The 18131-nt window shown below is 46.6% G+C and carries 22 protein-coding genes; 13 read left to right on the top strand and 9 right to left on the bottom strand.

Annotation, left to right across the window (positions count from 1 at the left end):
* Positions 1–14 precede the first annotated feature (14 nt).
* The 3 genes from hemJ to hemE are packed head-to-tail and all read right to left on the bottom strand — an operon-like array spanning position 15 to position 2562.
* Positions 15–464, bottom strand: a complete 450-nt coding sequence (hemJ, locus tag HH301_RS03100) for a protoporphyrinogen oxidase HemJ (RefSeq protein WP_169569471.1) — start codon at positions 462–464, stop codon at positions 15–17.
* A gap of 15 nt (positions 465–479) precedes the next feature.
* Positions 480–1511, bottom strand: a complete 1032-nt coding sequence (gene hemH / locus HH301_RS03105) for a ferrochelatase (RefSeq protein ID WP_169566607.1) — start codon at positions 1509–1511, stop codon at positions 480–482.
* Between the two features lie 13 nt (positions 1512–1524).
* The gene (gene hemE, locus HH301_RS03110; protein ID WP_169566608.1) at positions 1525–2562 is read right to left on the bottom strand and encodes a uroporphyrinogen decarboxylase; all 1038 of its coding nucleotides are present in this window, start codon (positions 2560–2562) and stop codon (positions 1525–1527) included.
* 407 nt (positions 2563–2969) lie between these two features.
* Here hemE and HH301_RS03115 point away from each other — a divergent pair, with 407 nt between their 5' ends.
* From HH301_RS03115 to dnaQ, 5 genes are read left to right on the top strand one after another with little or no spacing between them, the layout of a single operon-like run.
* The gene (locus HH301_RS03115) at positions 2970–3800 is read left to right on the top strand and encodes a pyruvate, water dikinase regulatory protein (protein WP_169566609.1); all 831 of its coding nucleotides are present in this window, start codon (positions 2970–2972) and stop codon (positions 3798–3800) included.
* Positions 3797–4408, top strand: coding sequence for a Maf family protein (locus HH301_RS03120; RefSeq protein ID WP_169566610.1), 612 nt, complete (start codon positions 3797–3799; stop codon positions 4406–4408). The genes HH301_RS03115 and HH301_RS03120 overlap by 4 nt, the downstream gene beginning before the upstream one ends.
* Positions 4405–5256, top strand: a complete 852-nt coding sequence (locus HH301_RS03125; RefSeq protein ID WP_169566611.1) for a shikimate dehydrogenase — start codon at positions 4405–4407, stop codon at positions 5254–5256. The genes HH301_RS03120 and HH301_RS03125 overlap by 4 nt, the downstream gene beginning before the upstream one ends.
* Positions 5257–5258: 2 nt before the next feature.
* On the top strand, positions 5259–5858 hold the full coding sequence (gene coaE, locus HH301_RS03130; protein WP_169566612.1) for a dephospho-CoA kinase: 600 nt from the start codon (positions 5259–5261) through the stop codon (positions 5856–5858).
* Positions 5859–6527 (top strand): DNA polymerase III subunit epsilon, encoded by a 669-nt coding sequence (gene dnaQ, locus HH301_RS03135; protein ID WP_169566613.1) that lies wholly within the window; start codon positions 5859–5861, stop codon positions 6525–6527.
* A 65-nt stretch (positions 6528–6592) separates the two neighbouring features.
* Here the strand turns inward: dnaQ and secB are convergent, their stop codons facing one another.
* Positions 6593–7090, bottom strand: coding sequence for a protein-export chaperone SecB (secB, locus tag HH301_RS03140; RefSeq protein ID WP_169566614.1), 498 nt, complete (start codon positions 7088–7090; stop codon positions 6593–6595).
* 86 nt (positions 7091–7176) lie between these two features.
* Positions 7177–7692 carry an FxsA family protein gene (locus HH301_RS03145; RefSeq protein WP_206378140.1) on the bottom strand — a complete coding sequence of 172 codons (516 nt, stop codon included), beginning with the start codon at positions 7690–7692 and terminating at the stop codon, positions 7177–7179.
* A 168-nt stretch (positions 7693–7860) separates the two neighbouring features.
* Here HH301_RS03145 and HH301_RS03150 point away from each other — a divergent pair, with 168 nt between their 5' ends.
* From HH301_RS03150 to HH301_RS03185, 8 genes are read left to right on the top strand one after another with little or no spacing between them, the layout of a single operon-like run.
* On the top strand, positions 7861–8556 hold the full coding sequence (locus HH301_RS03150; protein ID WP_169566615.1) for a Tim44/TimA family putative adaptor protein: 696 nt from the start codon (positions 7861–7863) through the stop codon (positions 8554–8556).
* 21 nt (positions 8557–8577) lie between these two features.
* Positions 8578–9807 (top strand): murein transglycosylase A, encoded by a 1230-nt coding sequence (mltA, locus tag HH301_RS03155; RefSeq protein WP_169566616.1) that lies wholly within the window; start codon positions 8578–8580, stop codon positions 9805–9807.
* Between the two features lie 59 nt (positions 9808–9866).
* A complete protein-coding gene (locus tag HH301_RS03160; RefSeq protein ID WP_169566617.1) occupies positions 9867–10640 on the top strand; it encodes a (Fe-S)-binding protein in 774 nt (257 codons plus the stop codon).
* Entirely contained in the window at positions 10640–12064 is a 1425-nt protein-coding gene (locus HH301_RS03165; protein WP_169566618.1) for a LutB/LldF family L-lactate oxidation iron-sulfur protein, read from the top strand. Before HH301_RS03160 ends, HH301_RS03165 begins: the two co-directional genes overlap by 1 nt.
* Before the next feature lie 2 nt (positions 12065–12066).
* Complete coding sequence (locus tag HH301_RS03170) at positions 12067–12753, top strand: LutC/YkgG family protein (RefSeq protein ID WP_169566619.1); 687 nt, start codon at positions 12067–12069, stop codon at positions 12751–12753.
* Between the two features lie 46 nt (positions 12754–12799).
* Positions 12800–13435: a Smr/MutS family protein gene (locus tag HH301_RS03175; protein ID WP_169566620.1), complete on the top strand. Its 636-nt coding sequence runs from the start codon at positions 12800–12802 to the stop codon at positions 13433–13435.
* 1 nt (position 13436) lies between these two features.
* Complete coding sequence (locus HH301_RS03180) at positions 13437–13805, top strand: helix-turn-helix domain-containing protein (protein WP_169566621.1); 369 nt, start codon at positions 13437–13439, stop codon at positions 13803–13805.
* Complete coding sequence (locus HH301_RS03185; protein ID WP_169566622.1) at positions 13802–14242, top strand: MmcB family DNA repair protein; 441 nt, start codon at positions 13802–13804, stop codon at positions 14240–14242. The genes HH301_RS03180 and HH301_RS03185 overlap by 4 nt, the downstream gene beginning before the upstream one ends.
* Here HH301_RS03185 and HH301_RS03190 read toward each other — a convergent pair.
* The 4 genes from HH301_RS03190 to rfaE1 form a co-directional block, all read right to left on the bottom strand.
* Positions 14239–14637 carry a GFA family protein gene (locus tag HH301_RS03190; RefSeq protein WP_169566623.1) on the bottom strand — a complete coding sequence of 133 codons (399 nt, stop codon included), beginning with the start codon at positions 14635–14637 and terminating at the stop codon, positions 14239–14241. The genes HH301_RS03185 and HH301_RS03190 overlap by 4 nt on opposite strands.
* Positions 14638–14731: 94 nt before the next feature.
* Positions 14732–15379 (bottom strand): DUF547 domain-containing protein, encoded by a 648-nt coding sequence (locus HH301_RS03195; protein ID WP_169566624.1) that lies wholly within the window; start codon positions 15377–15379, stop codon positions 14732–14734.
* A gap of 271 nt (positions 15380–15650) precedes the next feature.
* Complete coding sequence (gene rfaD / locus HH301_RS03200) at positions 15651–16649, bottom strand: ADP-glyceromanno-heptose 6-epimerase (protein WP_169566625.1); 999 nt, start codon at positions 16647–16649, stop codon at positions 15651–15653.
* Complete coding sequence (gene rfaE1, locus HH301_RS03205) at positions 16642–18120, bottom strand: D-glycero-beta-D-manno-heptose-7-phosphate kinase (protein ID WP_169566626.1); 1479 nt, start codon at positions 18118–18120, stop codon at positions 16642–16644. Before rfaE1 ends, rfaD begins: the two co-directional genes overlap by 8 nt.
* Between the last annotated feature and the right edge of the window lie 11 nt (positions 18121–18131).

The following is an 18131-nucleotide window of genomic DNA, read 5'->3' on the forward strand; positions in this document are numbered from 1 at the left end:
TCAAAAAAATCACATTAAAAGGGCTTCACCACAACCATCACGACAATAATGATCATCAATACCGTCGGAATTTCATTCACATATCGATAAAATTTGGCTGACCGCGTGTTGGAATCGCTTTCAAACAGCCGGCGCCACTTGGATAAAGACCCATGAAAACCGCCCATGACGAACAACATGGCAAGTTTGATCCAAATCCAGGCGGAAGACCAATCCACAATCCCTGGAATACTGAGCAACAATCCCCCAAACAGGAAGGTCATAAACATTGCAGGGTTAATAATGCCCCGAAGCAGGCGCCGCTCCATGATTTTGAATGTTTCAGACTGAACTGAACCGGGCTCTGCATCAGCATGATAAACGTATAACCGTGGCAGATAAAACATACCTGCCATCCAGGCAATCACAGACATAATATGCAGCGCTTTGATCCAGAGATAGTAATCAGCGAGAAAATCCAAAATAGTCCCCCAAATATCTTATTTGCCGGCAATCAGTGGGCAGCCGATAGACCCGGATGGACAGATAATTTGCCCCTCACTACTCGTCATCTGTCCTTTTTTCCGGTTCTTTACCAGATTTGACAAACCTTCGATAAATCGATCATGAACTGTCACAGTAGGAACTCGTTTATATTCGGGTACCCCTGCCTCGCTGGCAAGTTCCCCATATTCGATATCCAACTCAACCAGGGTCTCTGAATGCTCGGACACAAACGCGACCGGAATAACAACAAGCGGTTTTTTCTCCAATCCCGCTCGTTTGATCTCTTCTTCTGTATCCGGCCCGATCCATTCAAGTGGACCCACTCGGCTCTGATAACAAACAAGATGCTCCAGATCGGGACGGTTCAGTTTCTTGACAATGGCAGCTACCGATTTTTCTACCTGAAACGGATAAGGATCACCCCCATCCACAATCTTTTTCGGTAACCCATGTGCAGAAAAAAGAAGCCTTGGCGCTTCGCTTGTCATTTCTTGTAAAGACAACTCAATGAGACTTGTATAGGCATGTACAAACCCTTCCTCAGCTGGATAACAGCAAATAGAGGAAGCTGGAGCTGTCAGGCCTTCTTTTTTGGAAGCTTCCTGCCATTCTTTTAATGATGACGCACTTGTAGTCGTGGAAAACTGGGGATAAAGCGGCAGAAGTATAACTTCATCTGGAGCAAATGCTTTAACCTTCTTCACAACATCAGAGGCCCGCGGATGCCAATAGCGCATCGTGATAAAAACTTCGTACTCATCGTCTTCAGTTGATAACAGGTTCTGAAGTTTTTCAGCCTGGCTCTCTGTTTGCTCGAGAAGCGGAGATTTTCCGCCAAGATGTCCATAAATCTCGCGAGCGGTCGGTCCCCGACGGCGCGAAATCAGTTTAGCAATTAAATATCTAAATGGTTTGGGCAATCGGATAATCGCCGGATCATAGAAAAGATTGAATAAAAAGGGCTCTACCGCTTCAAAACTGTCTGGTCCGCCCAGGTTAAACAAAACGATTGCTTTGCGAGCCATTGTTATATTCTCCTCAAGCTTTCCAATTCTTTATGGTTTCTGCCAGTTTAGCTACATTTTCCGGCGGGGTTTGGGGAATTATGCCATGCCCGAGATTGAAAATATGGGGTCCCTCACCCAGCATCTTCAAAATGTGATGAATGCGATCAACCATTGCATCACCACCGGCAACCAACAGGATTGGATCCAGATTACCCTGAACAACGACCTTGGGCTGAATTTCCTTTGCAGCCCAACTCAACGATTGGGCTGTATCCAGACTGACCGCAGTAACACCAGTCTTATCAACAAAACTCAACAGATTGGCACCAACCCCCTTTGGAAAGCCAATAATTGGAAAGCCTGGATGAATATGGCGAATTTTTTCAACAATCTTGGCAGTCGGTTTGGTTACCCATCTTTCAAACTTGTCATCGGGAAGCACACCTGCCCAAGTATCAAATAATTGTACTGTTTCGGCACCTGCTTCAATCTGCTTCAGAAGATATTGAACGGTTGCCTCAACCAACAGATCGATTAATTGATCAAACCCTTCAGGATCAGAATAAGCCCATTTCTTGGTTTCTACATAATCTTTGGACCCTTTTCCTTCCACCATATAGGTCGCTACGGTCCAGGGAGACCCAGCAAAGCCAATTAAGGAACAATGAGCTGGGATGGAGCTGCTCAGACGATTAACGGTCTCATAGACAGGCTCCAGTCGATTATGAAGTGTCTCCAGTTTGAAAGAGGATAACTCTTTTGCCGAGCGAACAGGATCTAAGACAGGTCCCTCGCCCTCTTTGTATGCAAGAGGCTGACCTAAGGCATCTGGGATCAATAGGATATCAGCAAAGAGAATTGCAGCATCCATATCATATCGGCGAAGCGGTTGAAGGGTGACTTCTTCTGCAAGCTTTGGGGAGTAGCAAAGATCTAGGAAAGATCCTGCATCTTTTCGGGTTTGGCGATATTCAGGGAGATATCGACCTGCCTGACGCATTAGCCAAAAAGGTGGCCTGTCCAGTTTTTCTCGGTTTAGGGCTTTTAGAAATCGCTTGTCAGATGACATTGGAACTGGTCCTGCCTTTTCTCAAAAAGTTATCCCTCCCAATATATATTTATAAATAAAAGGAGGTAGTAGTTGTTTATCCCTGTGAATAACGGGGATCCTATTTCTTTCACAGCGAAAATTCAAAATTTGTGGAAAAAAACTGGTGAAGTGAGTGACTAGGGATAAATACGGTATATCGCCAAAATTAGATCGCCTGAATTATGGGGATTATGGGGATAACTTCAGAAAGAAGACATAAATTTTGTTTTATCCCCACTTTCAGATGAGCTTGTCTACACATGTCCAGAGGTGTGTGACAATCTTGTAAGAACAGGAATAAACATGAGTAAAGTTTCTGGAAGTCATGAAAAGCTCGTGTTATCCCTGTTATCCACATTTTCCACAGGCAAAACGGGATGATCTAAATGGGGGATCTTCATCTTCATCTGGTATCAGATTCAACGGGTGAAACTTTGCAGTCAATTACCAAGGCAGCGCTGGTTCAGTTTGAGGCAAAAGATCCGGTTGAGCATGTCTGGTCAATGACACGAACAATCCGTCAAATTGATGATATCATTGATTCTATTCAGAAAAATCCTGGTCTTGTTTTATTTACTGTTGTGAATAAGGAACTTAGGGCAGCATTGGAAAAAGGTTGCCGTAAGGCCAATGTTCCTTGTGTATCAATTCTGGATCCGGTAATGGCCTCACTCTCTCAGTATCTGGGACAGGAAAGCCGGGGTTTACCAGGTCGTCAGCATATGCTTGATCAACAGTATTTTGCCCGGATTGAAGCCTTGAATTACACAATGGCGCATGATGATGGCCAAATGCCTGATGGTCTGGAAGATGCAGATATTATTCTTGTTGGGGTTTCCAGAACCTCTAAAACACCGACTTCCTTCTATTTATCCCATCGCGGGATTAAGACTGCGAATATCCCCATTGTTGTTGGATGCCCCCTACCGCCGCAGCTTTTTGAAGTAAAAAAACCCTTTGTGGTTGGGCTAACCTCCAGTCCGGATCGGTTGTCGCAAATTCGTAAAAACAGACTTCTATCGCTCAAAGAGACCCATGATACAAACTATGTAGATATGGAAGGGATCAAGAATGAAGTTCTGGAAGCTCGGAAGCTGTGTACGAAACATAAATGGCCGGTAATTGATGTTACCCGGCGGTCAGTTGAAGAGACAGCAGCACAGATCATTACGTTATTCCATAAGCGCCATCAAAAAGAAGAAAGTCGCATTATATGAGCGAACAGGATAAGCCACTGGTTATTCTGGCCTCAGCCAGCCAGTCACGGAAAATGCTGCTGGAAAATGCTGGTCTTCAGTTTGAAACAAAAGCTGCAAACGTGGATGAAAGTGAACTGAAACATTCTCTTCAGGCTTCGGGTGCGAACGCCAAAGACACAGCAGTTGCACTTGCTGAATTAAAGGCGCTGCGAATTTCGAAGGAATTTCCCAATGCACTGATCATTGGGGCGGATCAAATGCTTGAATGTAATGGGGTCTGGTTCGACAAGCCTGCAGATATGAGTCATGCCAGAGCTCATCTTTTATCCCTGAAGGGGAAAAATCATCACTTACAAACAGCAGTTTGTGTCGCTAAAGCAAATACAATTATTTGGCACTATACACAAACAGCGACGCTGGAAATGCGGAGTTTTAGTGATGAATTTCTGGATCAGTATCTAGATCAAGCGGGGGAGGAAATCTTGCAATCTGTCGGCGCTTATCAACTGGAAGGACTTGGTGCCCAGCTTTTCAATAAGATTGAGGGTGATTTCTTTTCAATCCTCGGGTTGCCCTTGTTGCCGTTGGTTGATTTTTTGCGGGGTCATAAGGTTTTTAAGTCATGACGAAATGTGCTGGTTTATTGGGGTATCCTGTTTCTCATTCGTCCTCTCCTCGCCTTCACGGGTTTTGGATTCAAAAATATGGTTTGGATGCCAGTTATGAAGCGCATGAAGTTCAGCCAGACGAACTAATGTCTCAAATTGCTGATCTCAAATCGCACATAGAGCAAACTGGAAATGAATTTCGGGGATGTAATCTGACACTCCCTTTGAAGGAAACCATTATTCCCTATATTGATCAGCTTGAGCAGGCTGCATCGGAAATCGGGGCGGTAAATACGCTGGTTATCAGTGAAAATGGCGAGCTTCAGGGAAAAAATACAGATTGGATTGGATTTAGGGACAGTCTAGGAGACCATCTTAATTTAGATCGTTTCGTTAACGGAACAGCTTTGGTCCTAGGCGCTGGAGGTGCCGCCCGTGCTATTCTTTATGCGTTGAAATCAATGGGGTTTTCAAAAATATTTCTTACTAATCGTACCCAAGCTCGTGCCCAGCACTTAGCAAACGAAATGAAGAATATCCCTATTGAAGTCGTTCCTTGGGATGAAAAGGAACAAATGCTTTCAAAGACCGATTTACTTGTGAACACGACCAGTCTTGGCATGAAAGGGCAACCACCCCTGATACTGGATCTTACAGATCTAAAGAAAACCGCTGTGGTAACTGATATTGTTTATGCCCCTCTTGAGACAGAACTCTTGAAACAGGCGCGTTTGAAAGGCCATAGTGTGGTGGATGGTCTTGGAATGCTGCTTCATCAGGCAAAAGCCGGATTTGAAGCCTGGTTTGGGGTCTATCCTGAAGTGGATAAAGACTTGCGTCATCATGTCTTGGAAGGACTGAAGTAAAAATGGGTCTAAAAATAATTGGACTGACGGGTTCCATCGGGATGGGAAAATCAACCGTTGGCAAAATGTTCGAGGCGGAAGGGATCCCCGTCTATAATGTGGATGCGGAAATTCATAAATTTTATCAACGGGGTGGCCGGGCTGTTGATGCCATCCGCGAAGCCTTTCCAGATGCAATCGTTGATGACCAGGTGGACCGGCCAAAGCTGAGCAAACTGGTTGTGGGTAACGAAGACGCTATTCGTCGGCTGGAAAAAATTGTTCATCCCATGGTTGGTGCCCACCGGGCAGAGTTTTTGGCTGAGGCTGAAAAAGATGGTCATGACATGGTTGTTTTGGATGTACCTCTGATTTTTGAAACCAATGGGGAAAGTAATTTCGACACGATTGTAGTTGTGAGTGCCCCAGCTCATTTACAGCGGGCAAGAGTTTTGGCCCGGGATGACATGACGGAAGAAAAGCTGGATACTATTTTATCCCGGCAGCTACCTGATGAACATAAACGGCAAAAAGCCCATCATGTGATTGAAACTGGCTGTCCCGAAGAAGAAACACGGATGCAGGTAAAGACCTTGATCAAAAGCTTGAAGGAAGAGATCTAGATGCGGGAAATTGTCCTGGATACGGAAACAACAGGTTTTGATCCTTCGTCAGGTGATCGGATTGTTGAGATTGGCTGTGTTGAGGTTGAAAACTATGTCGCCACGGGTCGGGTCTATCATGTCTATATTAATCCAGAACGGGATATGCCTGAAGCGGCGTTTAAAGTTCATGGTCTGAGTGAGGAGTTTCTGAAAAACCACCCGGTCATGGCAGAAGAGATTGATAACTTTATGAATTTTATTGGTGATGCCAATCTGGTGATCCATAACGCTGAATTCGACATGAAGTTTATCAATGCGGAACTTATCCGTTTAAAGCGTAAACCCCTGCCCATGAGCCGTTCAATTGATACGGTGGCAATGGCCCGCAAAATGTTTCCAGGTGCTCAGGCAAACTTGGATGCGCTCTGTCGCCGGTTTAAGATCGATAACTCAGCCCGAACCAAGCATGGTGCGCTTCTTGATGCGGAATTGCTTGCAGAGGTTTATCTGGAGCTTCGCGGTGGACGCCAAACCGGGTTCTCTCTTGCAGCTGAAATTGATGATGAAACCATCAGTCAGAAGCGGATAGAAGTTCGTCCCCCCCGGCCACATGCGCCAACAGACGAAGAACTAGCAGCGCATACTGCTTTTCTGAATAAAATCTCCGATCCTATTTGGAATAGCTAGACATTATCGAGAGATAAAAAAAGCCTCCGAAATTTCGGAGGCTTTTGCATAAGTTCATTTTGCTGTTAGGCGTTGCCAGCAGCTCCATTTTGGCTTTCCTGTGCTTTGTGCGCTTTGTAAAGACCAGCAAAGTCGATTGGATCAAGCTGCAGCGGGGAAAAACCGCCATCGCGAGTTGCATCCGCGATTACCCGACGAGCAAATGGAAAAATCAACCGTGGGCATTCAATCATACAGATCTGTTCCAAAGCTTCCGCTGGGAAGTTTTTCAGAAGGAACAAACCGCCATAAACCAGCTCCAGAATAAAGGCAGTATTATCATCATGCTTGGCATTCGCCTGAACCCTTAGCTCAATCTCATAGTTTTCAGGGGTCAGAGCTTTGGCCTGAACATTGACAGCCAATTCGACAGATGGCTGGGATAATTCCGGGTTCAAACTGGCCGGAGCATTTGGATTTTCAAAGGAAATATCTTTCACATATTGCGTAATAATAGACAGAATAGGACCCTGTTCCGCATTGGCGGCCTCATGGGCATCAATATCCACTTCGTTTTCAGCCATAATAAAGCGTGTCTCCTGACGAGTTTGTTTGGCAAATTTATCCACTGGCTAGCACGGTTTATCGCGCTGAACAAGCCGCAAGGATATTAGTCGTCCTTGTTTTTTGACCACGGACTGCTTGAATTGGGATCTTTTGGACCACTTTCCAAGTCATCGGCGTCCTCAACCACATGATATTCGCCTTCTATGATCGGCTCACTTCGGTATTGACCATCAGAGTGATGAGAAAAAACGGTCTCACTCCGGACGAAACGGCTACTGGAAGCCAGTTGATTGGCGATTAGACTGCGAAGGGGCGGAAGAAACAGCAAAAATCCAATTGTATCTGTTACAAATCCTGGGATGAGAAGAAATAAACCCGCAAGTGCCAGCATGATCCCGCTAAAGATTTCGCGAACCGGGGACTCCCCTGCATTGAGACGGGCTTGCGCCTGGGTTAGAACAGATATCCCTTGATAGCGCAGCAGTGCCATACCGATAATAGCGGTTAATATTGTCAGCCCGATCGTATTGAACGCACCAATTTCGCCGCCAATTTCGATAAAAACAGCGATTTCAACAACAGGAATCCCTATTAAAAGGGCAAAAAACAACAATGGCAAACTTGTTTATCCTTCTTTGAGTTTCTATCTACGTATATGCAGGCAAATAAACTTCAAGCTTTTAGAAAGCTTCTAGACCTGACCTCCTATTGAGGTTACGGTTGATTAATTGCCTGTTCAAGAGCGGGTTTTGGCATTTTTTAACAAGAGTGGTGCGATTTACTAATTATGGGAAATGGGTTCGAGTTCCTGGATATTATTTTATTGGTAATGATTGCAGCCTTCATTTTCCTGAGGCTGAGAAGTGTTCTTGGTCGCCGTATGGGACATGAACAATCTCCCCGTGAAGATATATCCCGCAAAGAATTTAAAAAACCGGAAGCCAAGTCTATTGATGATAGTGGCGATAATATCGTTCCGATGAACAACGATATTGATTTCAATCGAGATGACATCCTGTTTCAGGCGGATACTCCTTTGGCAGCAACTTTGCGAAATATTCACGCTATTGATGCCAGTTTCGATCCGTCTGCTTTTCCGTCTCAAGCTGAAATGGCTTATGAAGCGATTGTTCAAGCCTATGCAAATGGGGATCGATCAACGCTGAAAGATCTGCTGTCAGAGGATGTATACAATAACTTTGTATCTGCCATTGAATCTCGGGAAAAGGCGAACGAGGTTATGCATACCGATATTCTGAGTGTAAAATCCTCTGAGATTGTGGGTGCAGTGCTCAATGGCAAGGATGCAGAAGTCACAGTTCGTTTTGAAACAGAAATGATTTCTATGACGAAAGATGAAGACGGTGTTGTGGTTCAGGGTGATCCTCATCCCCACACAGTCCGTGAGGAATGGACTTTCGCACGTCGCTTGAAATCCAGAAATCCAAACTGGCTGCTGATTACCACTAAAAGCGCAGAATAAAAGTAAGCACCGGGGGCAAAATTGCGAAGCTGGGAACGGATCTGGGTCACCTGTCTGGCAGGTCTTGTTTTGTTGTCAGGCGTTGGCGTCTGGTATTTCTTCTACTTTGAAAAGGAAGCGCTTGAGGATCAACGGATCCTGAAGATATCTACCTATTCGGATCTACCGGGTTGGCAGACAGAAAACTTTTCTGGCTTCATGGCGGCACTTTCGAAATCCTGTAATAAACTCAGTACTTTACCAGATAATAGATCATTAGGTGCAGGGGGTATAGCTGGGGCTGTAAGTGACTGGAAGCCTATCTGTGAAATCGCGCTGGATCTGTTCGATGATCCAGACCAGATCCGTAGCTTTTTTGAAAGCCAAATGATACCTGTGCAGGTTTTGAATAACGAAGATGAAACGGGTCTTTTCACGGGTTATTATGAGGCCAGCCTAAAAGGGAGCCGGACAAAGTCCGACCGCTATCATACGCCGTTATATATGCGTCCCGACGAGTTGGTCATGGTGCATCTTGGTCGTTTTCGGGAAAGCCTGAAGGGCCAGCGAATTGCCGGACTTGTTAAAAATGGAGAGCTTTATCCTTTCGCAGATCGCAAAGAGATTGATGATGGCGCTCTTGCTGGCCGCGATCTGGAAATCGTCTGGGTTGATAGCGCCGTTGATGCCTTTTTCCTTCATATCCAGGGGTCTGGTTATGTGGAACTCGACGATGGATCATCCTTGAGAGTTGGATATGCTGGGCAAAATGGGCATCCCTATTATGCGATTGGGAAGACACTGATTGAATCTGGGGCTGTTCTTCGGGAGGATATGTCCATGCAGGCGATCCGCAGCTGGCTGGAGACGAACCCTGATAAAGCGGAAGCCCTAATGCAGGAAAACGCGTCCTATATCTTTTTCCGGGAACTGGAAAAATCAGGTCCTGTTGGTGCTCAAGGGGTTGAGTTGACCCCGGGCCGCTCTCTTGCGGTGGATCGAAAATGGATGCCCCTTGGGGTGCCGATTTGGCTGGCAACAGAGGCTCAGGAAGAAACCACAACTGCAGATATTGGTCCCATTCAGAGGCTTTTTATGGCACAGGATACAGGCGGGGCCATTCGAGGACCTGTTCGCGGTGATGTGTTTTGGGGTCATGGGGATGAAGCTTATGAAAAAGCGGGTGCCATGAAATCCAAGGGACAATATTGGATGCTGCTGCCTATTGGGGTTGCTGAGCGACTGAAATCTCAAAACAATTCATCAAGCTGACTGGCGAAGCGATAAAAGGTCCAGTATAGTCCTTCCACTGAGCTTGGGAGAACGTATACATGTCCAATGAGACAGACAAAATCGAAGTCGCTTTATTCGTCACCTGTCTGGTGGATATCAACCGACCTTCCGTCGGATTTGCCACCGTAAAATTATTGGAACAGACGGGTTGTAAGGTCGTTGTGCCGGATGCCCAGACCTGTTGTGGTCAGCCAGCCTATAATTCAGGGGATCGCCGGACAACCAAACAAATCGCTGCAGATGTCATCAAGGCATTTAAGGGGTTTCGGTATGTGGTTGCGCCGTCTGGCTCCTGCGCCGGTATGATTAAGAAGCATTATCCCGAATTATTTGCTGATGATCCTGACATGTTGCTGGAAGCTGAAGATCTGGCTGCTCGTACCCATGAGTTGGTCTCCTTCCTGGCAGATGTACGGAAGTTCAAAGTGGATGACGTGGAATTTGAAAAGAAGGTGACCTATCACGATAGTTGCTCAAGTCTCAGGGAAATGAAGGTTAAGGATCAGCCGCGGTCCCTTCTTGCAGGTGTTGAGGATCTGGAACTCATTGAAGCTGAGGATCGGGAGGCTTGTTGCGGGTTTGGCGGAACCTTCTGCATCAAATATTCAGAAGTTTCAGAAGAAATGGTCGATCGGAAAATTGATAATCTTCGGGCGACAGGCGCAGAAGTGGTCACAGCCGGGGATCTGGGTTGTTTGATGAATATCGCCGGGCGGCTCTATCGTCAGGGCCATAAAATGAAGGTTTTACATATCGCAGAGATCCTTGCTGATATGGGTGATAAACCAGGAATTGGGGAGGAGCGTCGCTAATGGAAGTCACGAGCCGCCAGTTTAAGGAAAATGCCCATGAGGCCATGCAGGATGAAAACCTGCGGGCAGCCCTTGGTCGCGTAAAGACGGGTTTTACGACTGCCCGCCGGACGGCAGCGGACGCCTTGCCGGAATTTGAGGATTTGCGGGATCAGGCCCGGGACATCAAAAACCATGTCCTAGATAACCTGGATTATTACCTGGAATATTTTGAGGATCAGGTCACTCAACAGGGCGGACATGTGCACTGGTGCTCAACTCATAAAGAAGCCCGGGATGCGATCCTGAAAATTTGCCGGGATGTGGATGCCAAAACCGTGACCAAGGGTAAATCCATGATCACGGAGGAAATAGCGCTCAATAAATTTCTCGCTGCAGAAGGTATTGAACCCATCGAAACAGATCTGGGGGAATATATCATTCAGCTAGCAGATGAACCGCCAAGTCACATTATTGGACCGGCTGTTCACAAAACCAAGGATCAGGTTACCGAGCTGTTCCACGAGCATCATCAGAAATACGGGTATACCGAGCGGGAAGAAGATGCGGAAAAACTGGTCGGGGAAGCCCGGGCCGTTCTTCGGCATAAATATGTAACCGCGGATGTTGGGATTACGGGTGCCAATTTCCTTGTGGCTGAAACCGGATCTACAGTCATTGTGACTAACGAAGGGAACGGGGATTTGACTCAATCACTTCCCAAGACCCACATCGTTGTCGCAAGTCTGGAAAAGGTGATCCCGACCCTTGAAGATGTCAGTACGGTGATGCGAGTGCTTGCCCGCTCCGCCACTGGTCAGGAAATGTCAGTCTACACAACCTTCTCAACAGGCCCAAAACGGTCAGACGATATTGATGGACCGGAAAATTTCCACGTTGTTTTACTCGACGGTGGCCGGTCTGAAATGATTGGAACTGAGCTGCAGGAGCTTTTGCGGTGTATTCGCTGCGGTGCCTGTATGAACCATTGCCCGGTTTATCACGCTGTTGGTGGTCACAGTTATGGCTGGGTGTATCCAGGGCCAATTGGTGCTGCGCTTAATCCCCAGATGGTCGGGCTGGAAGAGGCTTATCATCTACCGAATGCCTCCAGTTTCTGTGGCCGCTGTGAAGAAGTATGTCCGGTTCGTATTCCAATTCCCAAAATACTTCGCCACTGGCGGGAAAAGGCTTTTGAGCAACAAATCGGACCGAAACCGGACCGCTGGGGGATTGAAATATGGGGCTTTTTTGCCAAGCGCCCAGCTCTCTATCGGTTGATGACTAAGATCGGTGCTCGGGTTCTTTCAAGTCTGTCTGGTAAGAAAGGTCGGCTGAAAAAGCTACCGTTTAATAATGGATGGACCCGTTGTCGCGATTTACCGGCACCACAGGGCAAGACATTTATGGAACAATGGGCAGCTAAAGGCGGACGAGGAGATTGACCATGGATGCAAGAACAAAAATCCTTGGCCGGATCCGCGCCCAGAAAAACCGGGATAGCCTTTCAGCTGATGAAAAGAACCTTCTGGAAACCCGTATAAAAAGCCATCAGAAAAATCTGATCCCTAAACGTGGACAAATCCCGTTGGAAGATCAGATCTCCCTTTTTGTCGAGAAAATTGAAGGCTTACAGGCAACTGTCGATCGTGTGAAAGACCCCTCTGAAATTCCGGAAAAGATCCGTGATTACCTGAAAGGGCGAAACCTGCCAGGACGGATCAAGGTTACCCCATCCAAAGAAGTTTCAGGTCTGGACTGGTCTAAAACACCGAACCTGGAGCTGATTGAAGGGGCTGGTGCTGAGGAGGATGAAGTTGGTCTCTCCCCAGCCTTTGCAGCGATCGCAGAAAGTGGAACCTTGATGATGGCATCAGGTCCGGATACACCCTCAACCGTGAATTTTCTGCCGGAAAACCATATTGTCGTCTTGGATATCTCCAGAATGCGGGGCTCTTACGAGGAGGCTTGGGATCTACTTCGGGAGAAAACTGCGGACAAAGGAATGCCTCGCACTGTGAATTTTATTTCGGGTCCGTCACGAACTGCGGATATTGAGCAAACCTTGATTATGGGTGCTCATGGTCCAAAAAGTCTGCATGTGATATTGGTGGGTGATGGCGCGAAAGGGTAAAATATCTGGATCGGGATCAGGCAGCAGACGAGATAGAAGCAAGTCTTTGTCATCTGAAGACCAAAAACTTTGGCAGCATGTGACCGGTGAGATTCAACCTATTTCCAGCAATCGATATACCCCCTTTGAAGATGAGCTAAAATCTACGACGGCAGTTCCAAAAAAAGTGGCAGGAGCCAAAAAAGCCGGTGAAAAAGAGGTTCAGAAGCTATTAAAAAAGCGATTGGGCTCTGGTGGAAAGGCCAGCACTGCCCTTTACAGAGGCCTTGAAGAGGCGCTTGAAGGTCATAGTGCACGCAAAACGGTAGATGGCATTGATCGCAACACCTCTGAGCGCCTTCGCCGTGGTAGGATGGAGATTGAAGGTCGGATTGATCTACATGGTCATACCCGAAAAGAGGCTCATAGCCGGCTGAAATTTTTCCTTCATAGCTCCCATCGGCAGGGTAAAAGATGTGTTTTGGTGATAACCGGAAAAGGGTCTTCTCTTCGCCAGACTGACGATGCGGATTATATGGGTGGAAATCGTAAAGGTGTGCTTCGACAGGAGTTTCCCAGATGGCTGAAAGAGCCGGATCTGGCCAGATATATTCTGGATGTTCGCCCAGCCCAACCCCGCCATGGTGGCGGTGGTGCTTTTTATGTATTGTTAAGACGAAACAGGCAATCGGGGAGTAGTTAGGATGACACCCTTCGGCGTTCGGGTCAGAGCCTTGCGCGAGGCACAGAATGTGTCCCTAAAAAAGATGGCAGAAGACTTACAGATCAGTTCTGCATATCTTTCAGCGCTGGAACATGGACATCGGGGACAGCCTTCCTGGTCTCTTGTTGAACAGATTTGTTCTTATTTCAATATTATTTGGGACGAGGCGGAAGATCTTCATCGGCTGGCAGCCCTGTCCCACCCTAAAGTAACCCTGGACACAAGTGGACTTTCCCCTACCGCCACTGAGTACGCTAACCTGTTGGCCAGGGAAATCCGTAACCTTTCAGAGCCCCGACTTGGGGAAATGCTGGAATATTTGAAAAGTTCTACCCCTGTTCGATCATGACAGTTGAGCGTTCAGATAAAGGTATCCGGCTCGCTCGAGGCGTACAAACCTTGTTTGAGGCCATGGGCTATGCCGTGATGACAGAGGTCAAACTTCGAATTCGCAGGCGCGTTGACGTCATGGGAATAAACGACAAAGGTCATATCCTGATTGCGGAAGTCAAAAGCGGCGCTGCCGATTTTCGCAGTGATTCCAAATGGATGGAGTATTTGGACTTTTGCGATGGGTATTATTTCGCTGTGGATGAAACTTTCCCGACAGATCTACTTCCAGAAGATCAGGGTCTGATAATTGCAGATGAATTTCACGGGGAAATCATTCGTCCCAGTCAGGATTTTAAGCTGAACGCTAGTCGCCGTCGGAATGTTACCTTGCGGTTTGCCCGGCAAGCAGCTTTACGCCTTTCTCAAAGTTCCAAGCCGGAACTGTTGTTCTAGTCTAGCTCTGGATGACCTGCGAACTGTTTCGCCCCATCTGAAATCTCATACCAGGATGGTTTCTCACGCACAAACTCATGAAACTGGACCGTTAATTCAATATCGCCATCAAGCAGATTAGCCGGAATTGGAAAACTGTCCTCCTCAGAACCAATCTCTCCAAGAGACGATCCACAAGTTTTGCAAAAGGATCTTGTGTATTTATATCCTTCTTCCGGCACGTATTGGGAAATATTATCTTTTCCCTGAAGCAGTTTGAAGTCTTTACGCTTAACAAAAGCGATAGTACTAGCGCCAACTTTTCGGCAGCGACTGCAATGACATGTACCGACAAGTGAGGGTGGTTCGCTTAGTTCAAACTTCACAGCGCCACAACAACAGCTTCCTGAAACCATTTTGTTCTCCTTATGTTCTTATTTGAGAATAGGAGTAAGAGTGTTGAGTAGTCAACAGGAGATTGAAGCTTAGGTAGATTGGCAGTCGTTTTCGTTACTTGTTGAGCTGCCAGCCATAGCTGTGATCAGAAATGGTGTTCCGGCTGGATAATTGAGTTTTTAGAGGCTCTTTTGCGTATTTTATCATGTGGTTAAGGATCGACTGATCTGAGTTGCCAAAGTCTTCGCTGAACCAAGAATAGATGCTGGAGACAATTACGTCCCCATCAACAATACGAACAGCACGGGGGTGATTGATGAAATCTGATGCTGCTTGGTCTAAGGTTTCATCCAATTTTTTTGGATCAATAGCGGTCGCGGGTAAGTTCGGACACCCGAGAGAGGCACAGTTGACAACATAATGAATTCGGGGGTCCTTCCAGATAGGCCTAAGGATACCGTGCTCAATATCATCCAGTGATAAGTCGAACCCTTCAATTGTGATCAGTTTGGCGCCCCATGGACCCGTGGAGAGAAAGCCGGGAGAGATATTAATCTCCCGGATTGTGTTCACTGGAAAGTAGTCCAGTACGACCTTAAGGGTGAGGCTGTTATAGAGGTTGACCCAAAATGCAAATTGCTGGTCTCGATCCAGTTTTGAGACTTTAACTTGCTGCAAGCTTTCGAGGTAATTGGCTAAGTTTTGTTTGTCGTCTTCAGTAACTTGATCATAGGCAAACCGGGCAACCCCATCTTTCCCCATAGTTCTATATGTTCTGAGGAGTTTTGTGAGCCCTGAATGGTCAATATGAATGTTATTACTTATGTTATTACTAATCCAATGAGCATTATGAAGTTTGGCTTCCGGTGCAGCTTTAGCCAATAGGGGAAATAACCCTAATAGGATGATAAATAGTAGAAATTTTAAAAGTTGCGTCACGGTGCCAAAACTTCTCAATAAGATACCTGCTTCTATAGACTTATAAATCTATTGGCGGATTAGAAGTGACGTTTGTTCACAATTTCAGGAGCGGTTAGAGATAGGGGTCTTCCTTGGCCAGATAGCTTTGGACATAGTCAGCGATCCCATCTTCGAGTGAATAAAAATTGCCGCCATAACCGGCAGCCCGGAGTTTTTGCATGTTGGCTTCAGTGAAATACTGATATTTGTCCCGAATGCTAACAGGCGTGTCGATATACTGGATATTTGGATCTTTTCCTGCGGCCTTATAGGTTGCAAGGGCAAGATCTTTGAAGCTTCTTGCGCTTCCTGTTCCCAAGTTGAAAAGACCACTAACCGAAGGTGTTTCCAAAAGCCATAGGATGACTTTTACGCAGTCTTTTACATAGACAAAATCTCGAAGTTGCCCCCCATCTTCATAATCCGGATGATGGGATTTAAAGAGAGTTACAGGCTCTCCTTTCGCAACTTTGGGATAGGCTTGGGCAATTACACTTTTCATATTGCCCTTGTGGTATTCGTTGGGGCCATAAACATTGAAGAACTTCAAGCCCGCCCACTGTGGTGGTGTCGGTCCAGATTTAGCCTCTACCTGTGCCACAAACTTGTCGAAGGCATGTTTGCTATAGCCATAGAGGTTCAAAGGCTGCAGATTAGCTAGTGCATCGCTTGACTGATCATCATCAAATCCACAATTGCCATCCCCATAAGTGGCGGCGGAAGACGCATATATAAAGCTGATCTTATGGGCCGTGCACCAATCCCATAATAGCCGAGTTGGCCGAAAATTCCGTTTCAGGATTAAATCCCCGTCTGTTTCCGTTGTGGCGGAAATAGCCCCCATATGGATGACGGCATCAAGCTTGTCTGATTTTTTAAGCCAAGCTTCCAGATCGTCAGGATCGACAAAATCGGTTACCACATGCTTGGCCAGATTTTTCCATTTATCCTCAGTTTCCAGCCAATCACAGACGATAACCTCATCCCCTCTATCGGAAAGGGCTGCAACTATATTGGAGCCTATAAAGCCTGCTCCGCCGGTTACCAGAATACGCCGTGAAGAACTAGTCATGGGTTGTTTTGTCCATATCCAGAAGTTTTTGTATGGTGCGGGTCGTGCTGTAACCTTCTTTCAGTTCAGCAAGGAAAACTCTGCCTCCGTAAGCCTGTACAATATCTGCACCAACTACGGTTTCAATTGTATAGTCAGCCCCTTTTACCAAAACATCCGGTTCCAGGTTTTGAATAAGGTTGATGGGTGTATCTTCTGCAAATGGTACCACAAGCGATACATCTTCAAGGCTGGCCAGAACAATAGCTCTTGAGGTTTCGTTGGTGACAGGTCGGTCAGGACCTTTTAAGCGCTTGATACTCTCATCTGTATTCAAGCCAACGATTAACCGATCACATTCCGCTCTGGCTTGCCGGATTAGGGAGATGTGTCCAGGGTGAACCAGATCGAAACAGCCGTTGGTAAAACCTACTTTAAGGCCCCTAGCACGCCAACCATCAACAATTGATCTTGCCTCGCCGAGTGAAGTGATTTTTGTATCTGCGCTCTGGATTTCAACATTATGGAGGGCTGCGATCATTTCATCCTTTTTAACCGCAGCAGTTCCTGTTTTAGCAACAACGATGCTGCCAGCTAGATTGGCAAGGAAGGTTGCGTCTTTGGCTTCGCCCCCTGCTCCAATAGCCAAGGAAAGACAGGCAATGACACTGTCTCCTGCTCCTGAAACGTCAAAGACCTCTCTGGCTTGTGCCGGTACATGATGAAATTCAGTTCGGGTTGCCAAACTCATTCCGGCTTCGGAACGGGTTATGAGCAGTCCGTCAATCTGGGTGTCTTTAAAAATCTTAAGGGCAGCTTCTTCTACTTCGCGATCTGTCTCGCATGGGGACCCTGCAGCCGCGCTCATTTCCTTGCGGTTAGGGGTTAGTAGGGTTACCCCTTCATACCGGGAGAAATCCGTAGATTTTGGATCTGCGATTACAGGAATATTTGCTGCACGTGCAAGGTCTATAACGGTTTTCAATACTTCGTCGTTAAGAACACCTTTCGCATAATCTGAAAGAATAACAACATTTGCTTCATGCAGAGCGTTTTTGAAATTCTTTATTAATTTGGCAGCTGTGTCTGAAGCCACATCATGATTTACCTCAGCATCAGCCCGAAGAAGCTGCTGACTGTCTGCAATAAAGCGGGTCTTTACTGTGGTTGGCCGCCGACCTGAATTGACAAGCGCTGAAGTCAGGTTTGGTTCAGCAGCTAGTAGCTTCTCGACCTCACCACCTTCGCTATCCTCCCCGATGAGTGCAACGAGGGTCGCCTTTCCACCGAGGGAGAGAATGTTTCTAACCACGTTTCCAGCACCTCCAAGCATGGCTTGCTGGTGGGAGATGCTGATCACTGGAATGGGGGCTTCCGGCGAAATTCGTGAGGCGGAGCCGTAAACAAACCGATCCAGCATGACATCACCGATACACAGAACATGAATGTCAGAAAACCTGTCCAGTAAGGCGTTAAGTGAATTCGGGTTCATTAAATAGCCTT

Source organism: Sneathiella limimaris, assembly GCF_012932565.1.
GTDB lineage: Bacteria > Pseudomonadota > Alphaproteobacteria > Sneathiellales > Sneathiellaceae > Sneathiella > Sneathiella limimaris.